This window comes from Paraburkholderia sp. NMBU_R16, from assembly GCF_013282575.1.
Classification (GTDB): domain Bacteria; phylum Pseudomonadota; class Gammaproteobacteria; order Burkholderiales; family Burkholderiaceae; genus Trinickia.
In genome coordinates this window covers 65,884-82,651 of sequence record NZ_JAAAYE010000017.1, presented here as the reverse complement: position 1 = coordinate 82,651, position 16,768 = coordinate 65,884, and the positions used below count along the sequence as shown (strand labels likewise).

Annotated in this window: 14 protein-coding genes; 5 read left to right on the top strand and 9 right to left on the bottom strand. The window is 63.0% G+C overall.

Features of this window, described 5'->3' with window-relative positions; all coding sequences use genetic code 11:
• Positions 1-5: 5 nt before the first annotated feature.
• From GWC77_RS11295 to GWC77_RS11275, 5 genes are all read right to left on the bottom strand, one after another.
• Complete coding sequence (locus GWC77_RS11295; protein WP_173256996.1) at positions 6-1,163, bottom strand: ABC transporter permease; 1,158 nt, start codon at positions 1,161-1,163, stop codon at positions 6-8.
• Positions 1,160-2,134: an ABC transporter ATP-binding protein gene (locus GWC77_RS11290; protein ID WP_173256995.1), complete on the bottom strand. Its 975-nt coding sequence runs from the start codon at positions 2,132-2,134 to the stop codon at positions 1,160-1,162. Before GWC77_RS11290 ends, GWC77_RS11295 begins: the two co-directional genes overlap by 4 nt.
• Positions 2,131-3,075 carry an HlyD family secretion protein gene (locus GWC77_RS11285; RefSeq protein WP_173257024.1) on the bottom strand — a complete coding sequence of 315 codons (945 nt, stop codon included), beginning with the start codon at positions 3,073-3,075 and terminating at the stop codon, positions 2,131-2,133. Before GWC77_RS11285 ends, GWC77_RS11290 begins: the two co-directional genes overlap by 4 nt.
• 47 nt (positions 3,076-3,122) lie before the next feature.
• Positions 3,123-3,833, bottom strand: a complete 711-nt coding sequence (locus GWC77_RS11280) for a TetR/AcrR family transcriptional regulator (protein WP_173256994.1) — start codon at positions 3,831-3,833, stop codon at positions 3,123-3,125.
• 76 nt (positions 3,834-3,909) lie between these two features.
• Positions 3,910-5,388, bottom strand: coding sequence for a PAS domain S-box protein (locus GWC77_RS11275; RefSeq protein WP_367949036.1), 1,479 nt, complete (start codon positions 5,386-5,388; stop codon positions 3,910-3,912).
• A 168-nt stretch (positions 5,389-5,556) separates the two neighbouring features.
• Between GWC77_RS11275 and GWC77_RS11270 the strand changes: the two genes are divergently transcribed.
• The 5 genes from GWC77_RS11270 (at position 5,557) to GWC77_RS11250 (ending at position 10,133) form a co-directional block, all read left to right on the top strand.
• On the top strand, positions 5,557-5,949 hold the full coding sequence (locus GWC77_RS11270; RefSeq protein WP_173256992.1) for a response regulator: 393 nt from the start codon (positions 5,557-5,559) through the stop codon (positions 5,947-5,949).
• Between the two features lie 196 nt (positions 5,950-6,145).
• Positions 6,146-6,346: a hypothetical protein gene (locus tag GWC77_RS11265; protein WP_173256991.1), complete on the top strand. Its 201-nt coding sequence runs from the start codon at positions 6,146-6,148 to the stop codon at positions 6,344-6,346.
• A 435-nt stretch (positions 6,347-6,781) separates the two neighbouring features.
• Positions 6,782-8,923 (top strand): PAS domain S-box protein, encoded by a 2,142-nt coding sequence (locus tag GWC77_RS11260; protein WP_173256990.1) that lies wholly within the window; start codon positions 6,782-6,784, stop codon positions 8,921-8,923.
• The gene (locus GWC77_RS11255) at positions 8,920-9,570 is read left to right on the top strand and encodes a response regulator transcription factor (protein WP_173256989.1); all 651 of its coding nucleotides are present in this window, start codon (positions 8,920-8,922) and stop codon (positions 9,568-9,570) included. Before GWC77_RS11260 ends, GWC77_RS11255 begins: the two co-directional genes overlap by 4 nt.
• A gap of 176 nt (positions 9,571-9,746) precedes the next feature.
• On the top strand, positions 9,747-10,133 hold the full coding sequence (locus GWC77_RS11250; protein WP_254366908.1) for a response regulator: 387 nt from the start codon (positions 9,747-9,749) through the stop codon (positions 10,131-10,133).
• 55 nt (positions 10,134-10,188) lie between these two features.
• On the opposite strand, the gene GWC77_RS11245 is transcribed toward GWC77_RS11250, so the two are convergent.
• The 4 genes from GWC77_RS11245 to GWC77_RS11230 all read right to left on the bottom strand — a co-directional run bounded on the left by GWC77_RS11245 (position 10,189) and on the right by GWC77_RS11230 (position 16,722).
• Positions 10,189-10,554: a hypothetical protein gene (locus GWC77_RS11245; RefSeq protein ID WP_367949035.1), complete on the bottom strand. Its 366-nt coding sequence runs from the start codon at positions 10,552-10,554 to the stop codon at positions 10,189-10,191.
• 247 nt (positions 10,555-10,801) lie between these two features.
• On the bottom strand, positions 10,802-11,533 hold the full coding sequence (locus GWC77_RS11240) for a hypothetical protein (protein WP_254366907.1): 732 nt from the start codon (positions 11,531-11,533) through the stop codon (positions 10,802-10,804).
• Between the two features lie 11 nt (positions 11,534-11,544).
• Positions 11,545-14,898: an EAL domain-containing protein gene (locus GWC77_RS11235; RefSeq protein WP_173256987.1), complete on the bottom strand. Its 3,354-nt coding sequence runs from the start codon at positions 14,896-14,898 to the stop codon at positions 11,545-11,547.
• A gap of 405 nt (positions 14,899-15,303) precedes the next feature.
• Positions 15,304-16,722: a polysaccharide lyase family 1 protein gene (locus tag GWC77_RS11230; RefSeq protein ID WP_173256986.1), complete on the bottom strand. Its 1,419-nt coding sequence runs from the start codon at positions 16,720-16,722 to the stop codon at positions 15,304-15,306.
• Between the last annotated feature and the right edge of the window lie 46 nt (positions 16,723-16,768).

Sequence of the window (16,768 nt, the reverse complement as noted above, 5' to 3'; positions counted from 1 at the left end):
AGCCCCTAATCGAGCGTGCGCCGATAAAAGCGGACGGCGACGCCCATGACGAGCAGCGTAAACAGCGCAAGCGGCCAGACCGAAGGCCACATGTCGGACCAGCCGATGCCTTTGAGCAGGATTCCGCGTACCAGCCGTGTGAAATAGGTGAGCGGCAGCAGATCGCCGATGAACCGCGCCCAGACCGGCATGCCCGCGAACGGAAACAGAAATCCAGATAACAGGATGCTCGGCAGAAAATAGAAGAACGTCAGCTGCATGCCTTGCAACTGGTTTTGCGCAAGCGAAGACAGCGTGATACCGACGGTGAGATTTGCCGCGATGAACAGTAAGGCCGCGACATAGAGAGCGATGAGGCTGCCGGCGAACGGGACATGAAACACGAGGCGCGCGGCGGCAAGAATGATCGACACCTGCAGCAGACCGATGAAGACATAAGGCACGATCTTGCCGGTCATGACCTCGAGCGGCTGCACCGGTGTCGCGAGCAGATTCTCCATCGTGCCGCGCTCGCGCTCGCGCGTGACCGCAAGCCCCGTCATCATGACCATGGTCATCGTCAGAATGACGCCGATCAAACCCGGCACGACGTTGTACTGCGTGATGCCCTCGGGGTTGTAGAGCCGGTGCACCTGGATTCCGAACGCGGCGGGACGTCCGTTCAAATGCGCGAGCGCCCCCGTCAGATCCTTGTCGGCCACCGGTGGCACGAGATTCGGCAACGCCTGCAGCGCGGAGCCGGTCGCGACCGGATCGGTCGCATCGGCTTCGACGAGCAACGACGGATGCTCGCCGCGCAGCAACCGCCGGGAGAAATCGACAGGTACGCTGACGACGAACTGCACGTCGCCGCGAGCGAGCGCGCGGCGTCCCGATGCCTCGTCGGGAAGACTCTCGACCACATCGAAATAATCGGAATGCTTCAACGCCGAAATGAAGCTGCGCACGAAGGGACTTTGATCGGACACCACGACAGCGGTCGGCAAGTGCTTCGGATCGTCGTTGATGGCGAAACCGAACAACGCCAGCTGAATGATAGGAATGCCGACGATCATGGCGAACGTCACACGGTCCCGCCGCAATTGCAAAAACTCCTTTCGCACGATGCTCCACCATCGCGCAAGCGAGAAGCGGGCAACGCGCGGAGAGCGCGCGGCGTTCATGGCCGGGAGCCCCCGTCGTGCGCCCCGTTGTTCGGTGCGCGCGTCATGAGGTAGATGAAGACATCTTCCAGACCGGTCGCGATCGGTGCCACGCGCAGGCGCCCATGCCCTGGCTGCGTCCCTTCTTTCTCGATTTCACCAAGGGTTGCGGCCAGCGCCGCGCGATCGCTTCCGCTCACGTGCAACGCGGAGCCGAAGACCACCGTCTGGTCCACACCCGGCATGGTTTTCAGCCGCTCGGACAATGCGGTCAGCCCTTCCCCCTCGATCGTCCAGGTGCAGAGGTGCTGTGCATCGATCACCTCGGCCGCGCTGCCCTGCGCGAGCAGCGTCCCATCCGCGATATACGCGAGCTTGTGGCACCGCTCGGCCTCGTCCATGTAATGGGTGCTGACGAGGACCGAAATGCCGCGCGCCGCCAGTCGATGCAGCTCCTCCCAAAACTGCCGCCGCGCATTCGGATCGACACCGGCCGTCGGTTCGTCGAGCAACAGCAATTCCGGTTCGTGCAGCATGCAGGCCGCCAGGGCGAGACGCTGCTTCCAGCCGCCTGAAAGCGCCCCGGCGAGTTGATCGGCGCGTTCGGCAAGACCTAGCGATTCGAGCGAGCGCTCGACGGTCTCCTTGCGGTTCGGCATTTCGTAGACGCGTGCAATGAAATCGAGGTTCTCGCGAATCGAGAGATCCTCCCAATAGGAAAAACGTTGCGTCATGTAGCCGACGTGGCGCTTGATCTGCGCGCTATCGCGGACGATGTCGAAACCGAGACATGTGCCGCTGCCCGAGTCCGGTGTCAGCAGACCGCACATCATCCGGATCGACGTCGTTTTGCCGCTCCCGTTCGGGCCGAGAAAGCCGAAGATTTCGCCGCGCCGCACCTGCAACGAGACGTCCTTGACGACATGCTTGGCACCGAATCGCTTATTGAGCCCACGCACGTCGATCGCGTAGTCGTTTGCCGGCGCGCTCATCGCAGACGCACCTCCACAGGCTGACCGGGGTGCAGCTTCGCGGCATCGGCAACGGCAGGACGTGCTTCGACCATGAAGACGAGCTTTGCACGCGTCTCGTTGCTATAGATGACCGGCGGCGTGTACTCGGCTTCGCGCGAAACGTAGGTGATCGTTGCCGGCACATCGGCCGCGCAGCCATCGCAATGGACCATGACCTTGCGGCCCGCCACGAGCCCGCCCACGACTGGCTCCGGCACGAAAAACCGTACCTTGACGTTCTGCGGCGGCAACATCTGGACGACCGGATTGCCGGCTTGCACCCATTCGCCGATGCGATAGAGCGTGTCGTAGACGATGCCGGCCTGCGCGGCGACGACGCGTTTCTGATCGAGCTTCCACTGTGCCTCTTCGACGCTGGCTTGGGCCGCCTCGACCTGGGCTTTTTGCGCCCCGATCTGTTGGGCTCGCGCGGGCAACCTGGCAACCGCGACCTGATTCGTCAACTCGCGTACCTGCGCGGCGCTGGCGTCGGCCAACGCTCGAGAGTCGTCGAGCTGAGCCTTGGCGATGCCGCCTGCGCGGTACTGCGCTTCGTCGCGCGCCAGTTGTTGAGCGGCCTTGCGCGCATTCGCGACGGCCTGTGCGAGCTGCGCCTTCGTCACGTTGACCTCGGGAGGGCGCTTACCGCTCGAAATATCGGCCAGTTGTGCGCGAGCTGCACTCAACTGTTGGACGGCCTGAGCGAGCGCCGCCGTTTCGTAGGTGGACTCGAGCGCGAAAACCGTCGCGCCGGCCGCGAGCTCCTGTCCACGGTGCACGCTCAATTGCGCGAGCGTGCCCGATTGCGACGAGGCGAGGTAGACGAATTCGCCTTCCGCGTAGCCCTGCCAGCTCACGGGACGCTCGCGCGTGCACCCGCCCGCGGCGAGGCCCAAGGCAACGATCCACGCTCCGAGCATCGATCGACGCCGCGCGCGCCGGTTGCCCCACTGCGTCGCGAAGGGCTTCATATGCGGCTCCTTGCGGACCTGCTCCCACCGCGGCCCCGCGCAGGCGGGGCCGGTTGCAAGCCGCTCGTCAGCAACGCCGCGACGTGCCGCTGGAGCGCAGCGCGCCCGAGCTTGGGCATCTTGTGCAGTCCTTGCCATATCGTCGCGGTCGCAAGCGGCAACATGACGAGCCCCAGTATCGATAGAAAGAGAAACGGCGCCTCGATATCGGGATTCACTGTGCCGGCTCCCTGCGCGGCTTCGATCCGGTGCGCGAAGCGTCGGATGTTGTCCATCGGAATACGTGCAAGCAGCCGCTCGCGCAACATACCCCCTTCGTTGACGACTTCGCGCAACCACAAGGAGGGCAACCACGGCATGCGACCCGTGACGTCGAACAGACGATCGGCAAGCTGGTGCACGATTTGCACCGCATCGTCCTCGTAGTCCGCCTCGCCGACTTGCCAGACGAAGTGAATAGCGCGCGCGATGCGCTCCTCGACGACGATATCGAGCAACGTCTCGCGATTCTTGAAGTAATAGTGGACCATCGCCGAAGTCACGTCCGCCGCCGAGGCAATCTGTGCCATCGTCGTCGCGGCGATGCCTTGCGCGGCAAAAAGCTCGGTCGCGCGATCGAGCAGACGTTCGCGTCCGTCGAGATCGGGCGCGGCGCGGCGCCGCCCCCGCGTCCTCGGTCTCGGCGCGCCGGATGCAGTCCTGTTCATGCATGAAATTTAATTCATGCGTTAGTTAGTTTCAAGGTCGATGCGGCGATATGCCCCGGCGGCCCGAGAGCCCTTGCTATTCGACCGCGTACCGTGGAATCGAAGTATGGACGGTGAACCCGCCCGCCGCATCGGGACCCGCCGTCACCGTGCCGCCCAATCTGCGCACGCGGTCGCGAATACCGGCGAGGCCGGATGGCGGCGGCCCCTCCTTGCGGAACTCGGTCTCATCGTTGCCGCCCGCGAGCGCGGCTATTCCGTTGTCGCTGATCTTCAGATCGCAAATCGAAGCGCTGCAGATCAGCGCCACTTCGACAGACGTCGCGCCCAACGCATGGCGCATCGCATTGCTGAGGCTTTCCTGCACGATCCGAAACAACGCTGTCGACGCCGCTTCGCTGAATGTGACGTCCTGCGTTTCGGTCACGAGCGAGACATGTAAATCGGAGCGTCGCCGAAAATCGTCGATAAGCCATTCGAGGGCGGGCACGAGCCCCAAATCGTCGAGCGCGGCGGGGCGCAAACCCGCTGCAAGGCGCCGCACCGAGACGATGGCGCGGTCGACGGCATCGCGCAATTGCATGGCACGGGCACTGTCGTCGGCAAGCACGGTGGCGAGCCCCATCTTGAGCGCCGTCAACTGCTGGCCGAGATCGTCGTGCAGTTCGCGCGCGATACGTTTCTTTTCTTCCTCGCGCGCAGCCTCGATTCGGGCCGCGAGCTCGCTCGCGTATTGCAACTGCCGCAATTCGTTGCGCTCCGTCATGTCGCGCGTGACTGCCGCGAACCCGATCAACTCGCCATGCTGCCCGTAGACAGCGGTGATGATGACGTTGGCCCAAAACCGCGAACCGTCCTTGCGCAGGCGCCAACTCTCGTCCTCGGTACGCCCGTGAGCGGCCGCCGCCGCGAGTTCGGCCTGCGGCTTGCCGGCCACGATGTCTTCCATCGGGTAAAAGCGCGAAAAATGCTGGCCGATGATCTCCGATGCGCCAAATCCCTTGAGACGCGTCGCACCCGCGTTCCAGCTCGTGACGTGTCCCTGAGGGTCGAGCATGAAGATGCCGTCTTCGACGGCATCCATGAGCCGCCGGAGCCGTTCTTCGCTTTGCTGCGTCCGCTCTTCGTGGCGCCGGCGCTCCGTCATGTCGCGCGTGATCTTGGCATAGCCCGTCAGCACGCCGTGCTTGTCGCGCAAGGCCGTAATGACGACGTTGGCCCAAAAACGGCTTCCGTCCTTGCGCAAACGCCAGCCCTCGTCTTCCCAACGCCCGTGCGCGGCCGCGCGCGCGAGCTCTTCGTCCGGATAGCCGCGCGCGACGTTCTCGGGAGGATAAAAAACGGAAAAATGGCGCCCGATGATTTCGTCGGGACGATAGCCCTTGATCCGCTCCGCACCGCCGTTCCAGGTCGCAACGTAGCCGTCGGCATCGAGGAGAAAGATCGCGTAATCGTTGATCGCCTCCACGAGGGAGCGATAACGCTCTTCGCCCGACACACGGTCGATCGACGAAGCCGCGCGCCGGCCATGCGTGAAGTGCGGGCGTGAATCCACGGAGACTCCCGGGAGGAGATGTCGCCAGTCTAATCTCCAGCACAATGCTTGCCAACCGGCCTCGCCGGCCGAAGCTGTAAGCGGTATCCGACACAGCCGCCCGAATGCGCACAGCAATTGCATCCTGCACCGATTTGCAACCGCGCGGGTTTGGGCCAGACTCGGTGCATGAATTCGAACCTGCCGCCACCTGCCTTGAAAGTGTTTCTCGTAGAGGATCACCCCACCATTCGCGAGCGCATCGCCGAGCTCGTCTGCTCCGTCGCCGGGACGCAAGTCGTCGGCATGGCCGATGAGCCCGATGGTGCATGCGCCGGCATCGGGCTCACGCAACCGGACATGGTCGTGCTGGATTTGCAGCTCAAATCGGGAACGAGTGGTTTGGCCGTACTCGAGTGGCTGCGCGAGCATGCCCCCGGCATTGCCGCCATCGTGTTGACGAATGCGATCTACCCGCAAATGAAAGCGGCGTGCCTGAAGCTCGGCGCACGTTTGGTCCTCGACAAATCGTCCGAAGCCCTGCGAGTGCGCGACGCGGTGCGCGAGCTCGCTCATCGCTGACGTTGTAGGCGAATCCCGACAATCGGCGCGCTCGCCGCTTACGCCAGATTCAGCCCGACCTGATTTCAAAGACGTCCGGTGAAGCCGATACTGGACCTAACACAAACGAGACCGCGACACAGATGCAACCGCCGCCGGCATGACCGGACATCGAGTGCCAGGACGCGGACAATGCGCATGCGCACGGAGATACGCGATGTCGGACTACACAACGAAAGACGCACGCGCGAGCGAGATCGAGGAAATTGTGCAGCTCGCACGCGATGCCGGTCTGCTGGTTACCCTCGATGGGCGCATCGGGCGCGAGACCTATCAAAGTGTTGGGGGCTCGCTTGCATCGTTTCTGCGCTTCGTCGATGCGTTGCGCCGCGCGCTGGCCGAGAAAGAGCCGGTCTGAGTCGCGGCATCTATTGCGCATAGGCGAGTCCAGCATGCGTTGAATCGATTGACGCAAGTCAATGCGGCACCGGAGGCCGCTTTATAGACTGGGTTCGACGGGATTCGCGACCCGTTTCCTCGTGCCGTCCCGTACGTCCGGGCGGCTCCGTTCCTTGGAATGGTTATCCGCCCATTTCAGCACGGGCGGATTTTTTATGTCCGCCGGCAACTTTTCCGGGACGGTGGGCAAGATCCTGCAGTGACCGCCCTTCACCCCACTCCCCTTTTTCGGCCATACCGGCCATCGCGTTCCGCCATTGGCAGGCGGCCGTAATTCGCGCACAATTTCGCCCACAGTCGCCGCTGACCGCGCAGGTCAGCGGAAACACGCGCGCATTTGATCGACCACGGACATCGCTCGCCGTTCGAAGCCGGACCACCAAAAAAATATCGCATGCCAGACGTTGCTGCCTCGCCGCCCCCCGCCGCATCGCCCGGTCCCATCCGAGGCCTGTCAGGCCGTTCGCGCGAACCTCTTTTCGCAGCGGCGGTCGCGGCTTGCCTCGTCTTCCTGATCACGGCCGTCGCCACGACGCTCGTCCGGCAACGCCTGCTCGATTCGGCGCAAGAACGCTTCGACATGACGGCGAGCCGCCTCACGATGGACCTGCATCGCGAATTGCAGATGTGCACCCGCATCGTGCGGGGGGCGGCCGGCTTCGTCGGGGCGCAGGACACGCTGCCCAGCACCGACGCCTGGGAGCGCTACATCGCCCACCTGGCGCTCGACGACGCCCCGCCGTGCGTGCGAACACTCGGCTATGCGAACGTTTCGAGCGGCGAACTCGCAACGGGTAGCACCGCGAAAGTGGTGCTCATGTGGCCCCGGGGTCCGGACGCCGCCGGGCCATTGCAGCTCGACAGCCGCCCGGATACGCTCGCCGCACTGCAACGCGCCGCCGATTCCGGGCAAGTCGTACTGAGCGTCCATGCGAGCCAGAAAGATGACGATATCGACAGCGCCGATCACGCGCAGCGCGCACGCGTCGATATGTACCTTCCTGTCTACCGCAATGCGCCCACGCCGATGACGGGTTCGGTCCGGCGTGCCGAGTTGGCCGGCTTCGTCCTGGCGCAAGTCGATACCGAATATCTGTTAGCCAGCGTCGCAGCTCGCTCTCCGCGCGTCGATATGCGCGTCGCGGCCGGCACACCCGCCGTCGCACTTTATCCGCCCGCGGCATCGCTGCAGGACTTCCCCACGCTGTCCGGCTCGCCCGCACGCTTTCAGCACAGGGACAAGCTGCATTTCGGCGGGCAACTCCTCAGCGTCAGCTATGCGAGCGACGACTCGCTGCTCAGCGCGCCGCTCGGCTTCACCACCGGCGCGTTCATCGCGTCGGGGCTGCTTGCGGCGCTGATCGCGGGCGCCACCGCGTTCATATTCGCGTATCGCCGCGGCGAAACGCTTGCCACGGCGGGGGTGGCACGCTCGCTCTCGTCGCTCAACGAAGCCCGGATGATGGCCATCGTGCGGGCTTCCTCGGAAGCAATCATCACACTCGACGAGGCTCAGCGCATCGTCATCTTCAATCCGATGGCCGAGCGTATTTTCGGGTGCTCCGCCATGGACGCCATCGGCAGTACGCTCGATCGCTTCATTCCCGAGCGCTACCGCGACATGCACCGGAAACACGTCGAGCAGTTCGGCGCGACAGGTGTCACCGAACGCCAGATGGGACGCCAGCGCGTGCTCGCGGGATTGCGTGCGAACGGGGAGGAATTCCCGATGGAAGCGTCGATTTCGCAAATTTCCGATGGCGACGGACAACGCAAGTTCTACACTGTAATGTTGCGCGACGTCACCGAGCGGGTCAAAGCCGAGAACGAATTGAAGGCGTCGCGCCAGGAGCTGCGCGAACTCTCGGCCAACCTGCAGAATGTGCGTGAAGACGAGAAAACGCGCATCGCGCGCGAGCTGCATGACGATCTCGGGCAGCAATTGACCGCTCTGAAGATGGATATTTCGTCGGTTCAGCAGGTGCTGGGCGCGCAGGACGGGGTGCCGCCCGCCGTTCTGACCCAGTTGCAAGGCATGCGCCGCATCATCGATACGACGGTCGGCTCCGTCCGGCGCATTGCAGCCGATCTGCGGCCCGTGATGCTCGACGACCTGGGGCTGTTACCCGCCATCGAATGGCTGCTCAACGATTTCACGACGCGCTACAGCATCGACGTCGAGCGCCGCATCGAGCCGGGTGACGTGCTTTTTTCGCGCAACGGGGCGACGGCGCTGTTTCGTATCATGCAGGAGGCACTGACGAACGTCGTCCGCCATGCCGAAGCCACGCGTGTCAGCATCTTGTTCTCGGTCGCCGACGATCGATGCCGGCTTCGGATTGCCGATAACGGACGCGGCGCGGCCCCGGAAGACACCGAAGGCCACGGGGAAAAGACTTTCGGGCTCCTGGGGATTCGCGAGCGCGCCCATATGCTGGGCGGCTCCGTCGAAATCGAAACGGCCGCCGGGCGCGGGTTCGCAATAACCGTCATACTGCCGCTAGCAGCAATACAACAGGAAGAGGCGCTGCCATGACCAGAGTTCTATTGGCCGACGACCATACGCTCGTGCGCGACGGTCTGAGGCATATTCTGCAAAACACGAGCGGTTTCGAAGTTGCCGGCGAAGCCTATGACGGACCGACCACCGTCAACCTCGTCAGAGGCACCCCGGCCGATGTGCTGGTGCTCGATCTGTCCATGCCGGGACCGCGCACGGGCGTCGAGCTCGTCAAACAGATCAAGGACGAGACGCCATCGCTGCGCATCCTGGTACTGACCATGCATGCCGAACAGCAGTATGCCGTGCGCGCGTTCAAGGCCGGCGCTTCGGGCTATCTGACGAAGGAAAGCGCGAGCACGGAGCTCGTCGCGGCAGTCACGAAGGTCGCCGCGGGCGGCGTCTACGTCAGCCTGTCGATGGCGGAACGCCTGGCGCAAAGTCTGAATGAGCCTACCGATATGGCGCCCCATCAGCGCCTTTCGGATCGCGAGTTCGATGTCTTCCGGCGCATCGCCGCGGGCCAGACCATCACCGAGATCGCCCACGAGCTGTGCGTCAGCGCAAAAACCGTCAGCACCTACAAAACGCGCATCCTCGAAAAGATGCAGATGCCGCACGAAGCGGCGCTCGTGCGCTACGCGATCCAGCACAAACTGTTCGACGACAACGACCAAATGTGAGCACAAACCGGTTCCGCAACGCGCGCACCGGCACAATCGACACGCCAGCGATGCCCCGGTAGGAAACGCCCTACAGGACACTTCGTCAACGCCTACGCGATCTTCTTATTTGGCCGATTTGCAGCCGCCTGACGGCCGACGATACTGGCGATATGAGTTCACCCACGTCATCTCCTTTGAAGGTCTTCGTCGTCGAAGACTCCGTACTCCTGCGCAAGCGGCTGGCCGAACGGATTCAGCCGCCCGCGGGGGCAGGGCTGATCGTCGGCGAGGCGGAGGATGTCGAGGGTGCGCTTCGCGGCATCGCAGCAAAGGAACCGGATGTGGTCATCGTCGATCTGCGGCTGACCGATAGCCACGGCATCGATCTTCTGCACGCGTTGCGTGACCGTACGGATTCCATTGTCACCATCGTCCTGACCAACTACGCGAGCGACGTTTTTCGCGAAGCGAGTACCGCCGCGGGCGCAGATTACTTCTTCGACAAAACTACCGAATTCGATCTGGCGATGGAGACCATCGCGCGGCTGGCCCAAGAAAAAAACGAGGACCCGGCAAGCTGAAACGCGGAGAGTCGCCCCGGCGTGCGACGCGCCGGGGCCGCCCTGCACCCGGTTTTCAATCTCCGGGCGCGTAAGGGGCGGCACGTGCGGTGCCGGATCCGAGCGGCATGCCGTGACAACTGGCCAGCGTGCGCTCGGCATGATCGAACGCGGCGCGCACCGCCGCTTCCGGGTCGTCGTGCGCGCAGTGAGGCATCGGTAAAAGCTGGCCGCTGGGTGTCACGAGATCGAGCCTTGCGTCGAAAACCGTATGCTGATTGACGGAAACCTCCTCTATCGCGAGGTGACAGCTTCCGAGCATGCGGCAGAACCGTTCGAGACGCAGCAGTTGTACCGCAGCCTCGGCTTCTATCCGCGCGTTCCCCGGAAACCCGAGATACACGATCTGCATCCCGATGCCCATCACCGCCTCCTCGTTCACTCGATTGCGCCGTGCCCGCTGGATAGGGCAGGAGCTACGACACAATCTTCGCGCGCGCACGAAAAAACACGTTGACCTGGGTCAACCGCAAACGAGTACCGTGCATGGAAGGATAGGCAGCGATGGTTGACGAACGGGCGATGCGGGTGTGCGGCGCCGTGTCCCCTGCGCCTCACCCCGTGTCCGACGTCGCGCGAACTCAGGACGGCGAGTGCGTTGCGTTCGCCGGCGCGACGGGCCGCACGCACTAGGCGGCCGACATTTCCGCGGCAAGCGGGCGCACGCAGTAAGCCGCATCCGCCGCCTTGGCCATCGGCCGCACACAGTAGGCCGCCGACGCGCCCTCGGCAACCGGGCGCACGCAATAACCTGCATCCGCCGATTTCGCCATCGGCCGCACACAGTAGGCCGCCGACGCCCCCGCGGCAAGCGGGCGTACGCAGTAAGCAGCCTCGGCCGCTTTCGCCATCGGCCGTACGCAGTAAGCCGCCGACGATTCGTCGGCAAGCGGGCGCACGCAGTATGCGGCCGACGCCGTTTCGTCCAACGCCTTGACGCAGTAGGCCGCCGTCGCGCCGATGCCTTCGTTCGCTTCTCCGAACTCGCGCATCATCAGCGCCTCGCTGGCCGCCGCCTGTTGCACGCGTTGCGACTCGTGCTCCGCGCCGCCGATGCCGAGATACGGATCGTGATGGAGCATATGCCCGAAGATCGCTTCGCAGTCCGAACCGTAGCGCTGCGTATCGAGAATATGCATATGCCAAAACTCGTCGACGGCCTCGCTCGGCACCACTGGCATGTCCGGATACTTCGCGGCCAGTTTGAGAAACTGCCGATAACCGATTTCCGCGCGGCGAATCTCCTCGACCCGCGCCTCGTCATGATGCCGGTGCAGCAGCTTCGCCTTGATGCGCTCGAAATCGAGCGCATCGATGGCTTGCCACATGGCCGCTGTTTGTTTTTTCGATGGTCGTTGCATGGTCTTCCTCGTCATGAATAAAACGAACGCCGCGGGTTCGATTCGCGCGCGTCCCTCGGTGAAGGCCCCGGCGCATTGCCGAGGCCGGATGGGGCTGGCTGGCCCAGGAACACCCTCATGTCGCCAGCTGACAGAGGGCGGCTGAAGAAGTAGCCCTGCACTTCGTCGCAGCCTTCCTTACGCAGAAAATCGATTTGTGTCTGCGTTTCCGCGCCCTCTGCGATCACCGTCAGGCCGAGCGAATGACCGAGCGCGATCACGGCACTCGTGATTTGCGCATCGCAGTGGCTGTCCGGTAGCGAGCTGACAAACGAGCGATCGATCTTGACGGTATCGATCGGGAATCGATTCAGATAAGCCAGCGACGAATAGCCGGTGCCGAAGTCGTCGATCGACAGCCGTACACCGGTCTTTTTGATGCTGTTCAACCAGCGCACGGCCTGTTCCGGATGGCGCATCACCGTGCTCTCGGTCAATTCGAGTTCGAGCCGGTCGCCCGGCAGCCCGGCCTTGCCCAGTGCATCGAGGATGCAGTGCTGCAATCGCCTGTCCGCGAACTGACGCGCCGAGACATTCACCGCGACGTGAATATCGCCGAGACCGCCGTCGCGCCATTCCGCTGCCTGGCGGCACGCCTCGCGCAACACCCATTCACCGATCTCCACGATCGTGCCCATTTCTTCGGCAAGGGGGATGAAATCGCCCGGCATGACACGCCCGAGCGTCGGACTGTTCCAGCGAATCAGCGCCTCGACGCCGGTGCAGTGGTTCGAGGTCAAATCGACGCGCGGCTGATAAAAGAGCTCGAACTCGTTGTTGGCAACGGCGTGGCGCAGGCAGGCCTCCATCTCCACGCGCTTTTGCAGCGACATGCTCATCTGACGCAAATACAGCTGGTAGGTGTTCTTGCCGCGTTGCTTCGCGCCGTACATGGCGATATCGGCATTCTTGAGCAGCGTCTGCGCATCCGCTCCGTCCGCCGGGAACGAGCTCACACCGATGCTCGCGCTCACCTGCAACTGCACACCGCTCAGGCTGAATGGCTCGGCCAGCGCGGTTTGAATGCGCTCGATCGTCGAAAAGACGCTGCGGGAGCCGTCGCATCGATCGCTCAGCGCAACGATGAACTCGTCCCCGCCGAGCCGGGCGATCATCTCCGCTTCGCGCACCTGTGCGCTCAAGCGCTCGGCCACCGCGCTCAACAGCTGATCGCCGATGTTGTGGCCGAGCGAATCGTTGATGTCCTTGAACCGGTCCAGATCGATGAAGATCACGTGAAGCGCGGTGTTCTCAGCGTCGGCGCGGACCAGCGCCGCATCGAGATGGTCCTTGAACATCAGGCGGTTCGGTAGTCCTGTCAGTGCGTCGTGGTTGGCGAGAAACTGCAAATTGTTCTCGGCATTGCGCCGCTGCAGGAAATGGCTCATCTGGCTCGAGAGGGAGCGCGCCATCGCCAGCGCCTGCGACTCGACGTGGCGTCGCTCCCGCGAGTAGAACTGCGCTACGCCGAGCACTTCGGTACCGGTCACGAGTGGGAACGAAAACGTCGTCGCGATGGAATCGTCGCCCAGCCTCGCAAACGAGGCGCCGCTTTGCACATGGCGCCTCGCCGACCAATGCGGCATGGCCGGCACCTCGGTCGCATCAACCTGCTGCGCGCGCTCGCGCAGCCACGAAGCGAGTTCGGGTACCGTCACCGAATGCACGGCCCGCAATTGCTGCCGATGCCCCGCTGCCGTGGGCCAGAACGCGCCTGCCTCCCAATCCATGCCCGTCGTCAGCAGTCCGATCAGCTGGTGTAGGACATCGCATTCGTTGGTCGCCGTCGCGAGTTGCAGCGTGAATGCGTGTTCGAGTTCGCGAACGCGATCGATCGACTTCTGTCGCGTGATCTCATGCGCGGTACCGCGCAATTGCCGAGTCCCGGCGGGCCCGCAGGCGCGACCGATCATGCGCAGCCAGCCCCGGCGGCCACGCGGCGACCGGTAGCGGCACTCGAACTCGAACGGTTCGTGCGTCTCGAGCGTGTTGCGCAAGCGCGCGAGCAGTGCATGCCGGTCCGCCGGTTCAATCGCGCGAACGAATCCGACCAGCGTCGGCTTGCCATGGCATCCGATCAGACGCGCCATTTCCTTCGAAAGGTGCGTGGTGTGCTCGTCGAAGTCCACCCGCCAGTCGCCCAGTCGCGCAATGTGTTGAGCTTTTTCGCGCGCCGCTTCGCTTTCGCGCAGATCGGCCGTGATCGCCTCTGCCAGTTTCACGGCTCGTGCGCGCGCACTCGAAAGCGCATGCGCGAGCACGGACAGCAAGACGCTGATGACGAGACCCGAGACCAGCGCGAGTTGCGGCATAAAGCGCTGCGAGCCGATCAGCGCGGGGGCATCCGCGGAAAAAACGATGACCCACCGACGGCCCGCGAACTCGCCGTACGTTTGGCGGGACAGCCTGTCGTTAGTGCCGGCCGATGCGCTGGCCGCGCCGATTTGGGAGGCGAGCGCGCCTGTCAACGACGGCCCGTTCGCACTGTCGTAGAGCAGGCTCAGGGGTGCTGACACCGCTTGGAGCTCACGCAGACTGCCTGCATCGTAGATGCGGTATCGCAGGATTCGCAGCGTTTCCCGGCTGACCAGCCCGGCCATCATGCCGTTGATCCGGATGCCGGCGCCGACCGAGCCGAGATAAGCTAGCCGGCGCTCGGCCACAGTGTTAGCGGGCAGCCCGCGGCGATAGACAGGCAAGCGCATCGCCAGACCGACTTCTTCGGCGCCCCGCTCTGCGAAGATGCGCCGTCCGCTGCTGATCGACATGCCGGAATCGCGCATCTGTTGCAACACGCCGCCGCGGCCGGCCTTGCCTTCGATATCGACGCCGAGGACGTCCCGATTCTCTGCGAGCGGCTCGACGAACGTCAGGATTTCATGCGCCTCGCCCGTGCCCTTCACACGCACGGTGAAGTCGATTCCCGCATCGTGCAGCAATGGGTCGACGCGCTCATGTGCTTCGAAGCCGGGCAGATCGGCGGTGCGGACATACACCGAGTAATTGAGCGTTTGGAAACCAGGATAGCGTCCCGGCAGATCCAGACCGTTCACAAAATCGCGAAACTCACTACGCGTCACCGTGCCGTCCGCACTGAACAGCGCACGCATCGTGACAAGCACGTCCGAATAAAGGCGGACACGCGTTGCGATCTGTTGTTCGACGTTACGTGAATCGTTTTCAAACCGCAGTTTCGCTTCGCGATCGACGAGCGCATTCAAAAGCGAATAGACCACCACGGCCGCCCCCACGCCCAATATCAGGGCGCCGAGGGCGAATCCGCCGGCATAATGCTCGCGGCAAAAACTCCGCGCGCGTTTCCACATGATGTACACCGCAGCCCCCCGGCCGACGAGGCCAGCGCGGCGCCTCGAATTGCAAAGTCTTGCCGCCTCGTTAAACGCGACATTTTTACCGATTGGAGAAAACACCGCTATTCTGCAAGCTGTTAATAAACTAGCCGGTGCGGCTTTGTCGTCTTTGCTTGAAGAATATAGGTTTCCGGGTGTGTTACAACGAACGGAAACCCTATTAACATAAACCCCAAAATATTCTGTTTTTGATTGCGAGGTTTAATCTAGATCAAATAACTGTGTTTGCGCATAACGTATGCGGCAAAAATTACCGGGGCTCAAACGTGGAAAGGCGGCTTGGCCAATGCAGCAATTATCGAAACGCCGCTGCGACCAAAACCGCCCGGAACATCCGCGATCTCGAGATGCAAAAACGCATCAGTCTCCGAGTCCAATCTTTCCCGCGCCCGCTTGCGCCAGCACGATCGACGCCACCCGGTCCGTCGCATCGAGGTGCGCGATCCCACCGGCACCCGGACCCTTGCCGGTCGGCGATGACGACAGATCGACGGACTGGCCGTTCACGAGCGAACCGCTATCGGTCAGGTGCCCCGAATCGCCAAAGCGCTTCACGAGGCTCTGCTCGCTGACCCCGTTCGTTTCGAATGCGTTGTTCTGCGACGTGATGTTCGAGTCGACGCCAACGCCGAGGTTGTACTGAAAGCGGTTCGCCTGCGAGGAACTGTCTTGATAGAGGTTGTTGGCGACGTCGACGTTGCCGAAGCGCACGCGCGGATCGCGCTGCGACACGCCTGCGAACAGATTATGGTCGATCGTGACGTTGAGCTTGCCCTTGTCGCTCGTCATGCCGTCGCTAGAGCCGATCAGAATCGACTTGTTGTGGCTCAGGAATTGATTGTTGGAGACCGTCGCATAGTTTGCGCCGTCGGTGAAATCCAATTGATCGCCGCTGATCGCCCCGGCTGGCGTCGCGCCGTCCTTGAACGTGTTGTGGTCCACCCACAAGTTCTGCGTTCCCTTGGCCTCGATGCTGTACACGCGCCCATGCGGATTGCCTTGCGCATCCTTGCCGGGAAAGAAATCGAACGGCGACGTCATGTTCAGATTGCGGACCGCGATGTTGTGCTGGTTGCTGACATTGAATCCGCCGCCGCTGATGCCGGCGTTGCTACCGATGCCGATGATCGTCGTGTTGGAACCCACGTTGATCATGTCGTGCGCGAGTTGAGCTTTCTCGTTGGCGAAGTCGCCCTTGCTCATTTCCTTGCCGTTGCTGTCGGCATTCAAATCGATGTTGCCTTTGATCTGGATGATCTTGGGCGTCGAGTTCGAGCCGTTGGTCGCATTGTTTCCGCCCAATGCGGCGATGAGTTCATCGCGCGTCGATACCGTGTAAACGTGGGCTTTGTCGGCCTTCGATCCGCCGGTCACCCCTCCGTTCTGTGCTCCCCAACCATGTCCGGCGGCGAGCGTTTCGCGCGAGTGATCTCCCGGCGTCGAGGCGGAGAGCGAATGGGATGACGGCGTGCTGGAAGACGCCGTGCCGACGCTCGAGGTCTTGCCCGACACCGCCGACGATGGGTCGTGTGCGTCCATCTTGTTGTGGGAATTTTGTGCTTCGCGCGACTGATGCCCATGATGACCGTTGCCGTGCGCGTCGGCGCTCGGGCCCCGTCCGGACTGGGACATCATCCTCAATATGTCTTCGAGTTGCGCTTCCACTTTAGCGAGCAGTGCCTGGGTATTTTGCTGCGGACTTTCGGCTGCGGAACGTTCATGCTGGAACGTCGTTGCAGTGGATCCCAGTCCATCGACGCGAGCGTTGATGCTTGACATGATTCTTGCCTCGGTTGCGTACGTTGAAATACGGTGCGACCGTGGA

Excerpts from the sequence above, each read along its gene's own strand:
- GWC77_RS11295 (WP_173256996.1), bottom strand. The coding sequence starts at position 1,163 with ATGAACGCCGCGCGCTCTCCGCGCGTTGCCCGCTTCTCGCTTGCGCGA.
- GWC77_RS11290 (WP_173256995.1), bottom strand. The coding sequence starts at position 2,134 with ATGAGCGCGCCGGCAAACGACTACGCGATCGACGTGCGTGGGCTCAAT.
- GWC77_RS11285 (WP_173257024.1), bottom strand. The coding sequence starts at position 3,075 with ATGCTCGGAGCGTGGATCGTTGCCTTGGGCCTCGCCGCGGGCGGGTGC.
- GWC77_RS11280 (WP_173256994.1), bottom strand. The coding sequence starts at position 3,833 with ATGAACAGGACTGCATCCGGCGCGCCGAGACCGAGGACGCGGGGGCGG.
- GWC77_RS11270 (WP_173256992.1), top strand. The coding sequence starts at position 5,557 with ATGAATTCGAACCTGCCGCCACCTGCCTTGAAAGTGTTTCTCGTAGAG.
- GWC77_RS11265 (WP_173256991.1), top strand. The coding sequence starts at position 6,146 with ATGTCGGACTACACAACGAAAGACGCACGCGCGAGCGAGATCGAGGAA.
- GWC77_RS11260 (WP_173256990.1), top strand. The coding sequence starts at position 6,782 with ATGCCAGACGTTGCTGCCTCGCCGCCCCCCGCCGCATCGCCCGGTCCC.
- GWC77_RS11255 (WP_173256989.1), top strand. The coding sequence starts at position 8,920 with ATGACCAGAGTTCTATTGGCCGACGACCATACGCTCGTGCGCGACGGT.
- GWC77_RS11240 (WP_254366907.1), bottom strand. The coding sequence starts at position 11,533 with ATGCAACGACCATCGAAAAAACAAACAGCGGCCATGTGGCAAGCCATC.
- GWC77_RS11235 (WP_173256987.1), bottom strand. The coding sequence starts at position 14,898 with ATGTGGAAACGCGCGCGGAGTTTTTGCCGCGAGCATTATGCCGGCGGA.
- GWC77_RS11230 (WP_173256986.1), bottom strand. The coding sequence starts at position 16,722 with ATGTCAAGCATCAACGCTCGCGTCGATGGACTGGGATCCACTGCAACG.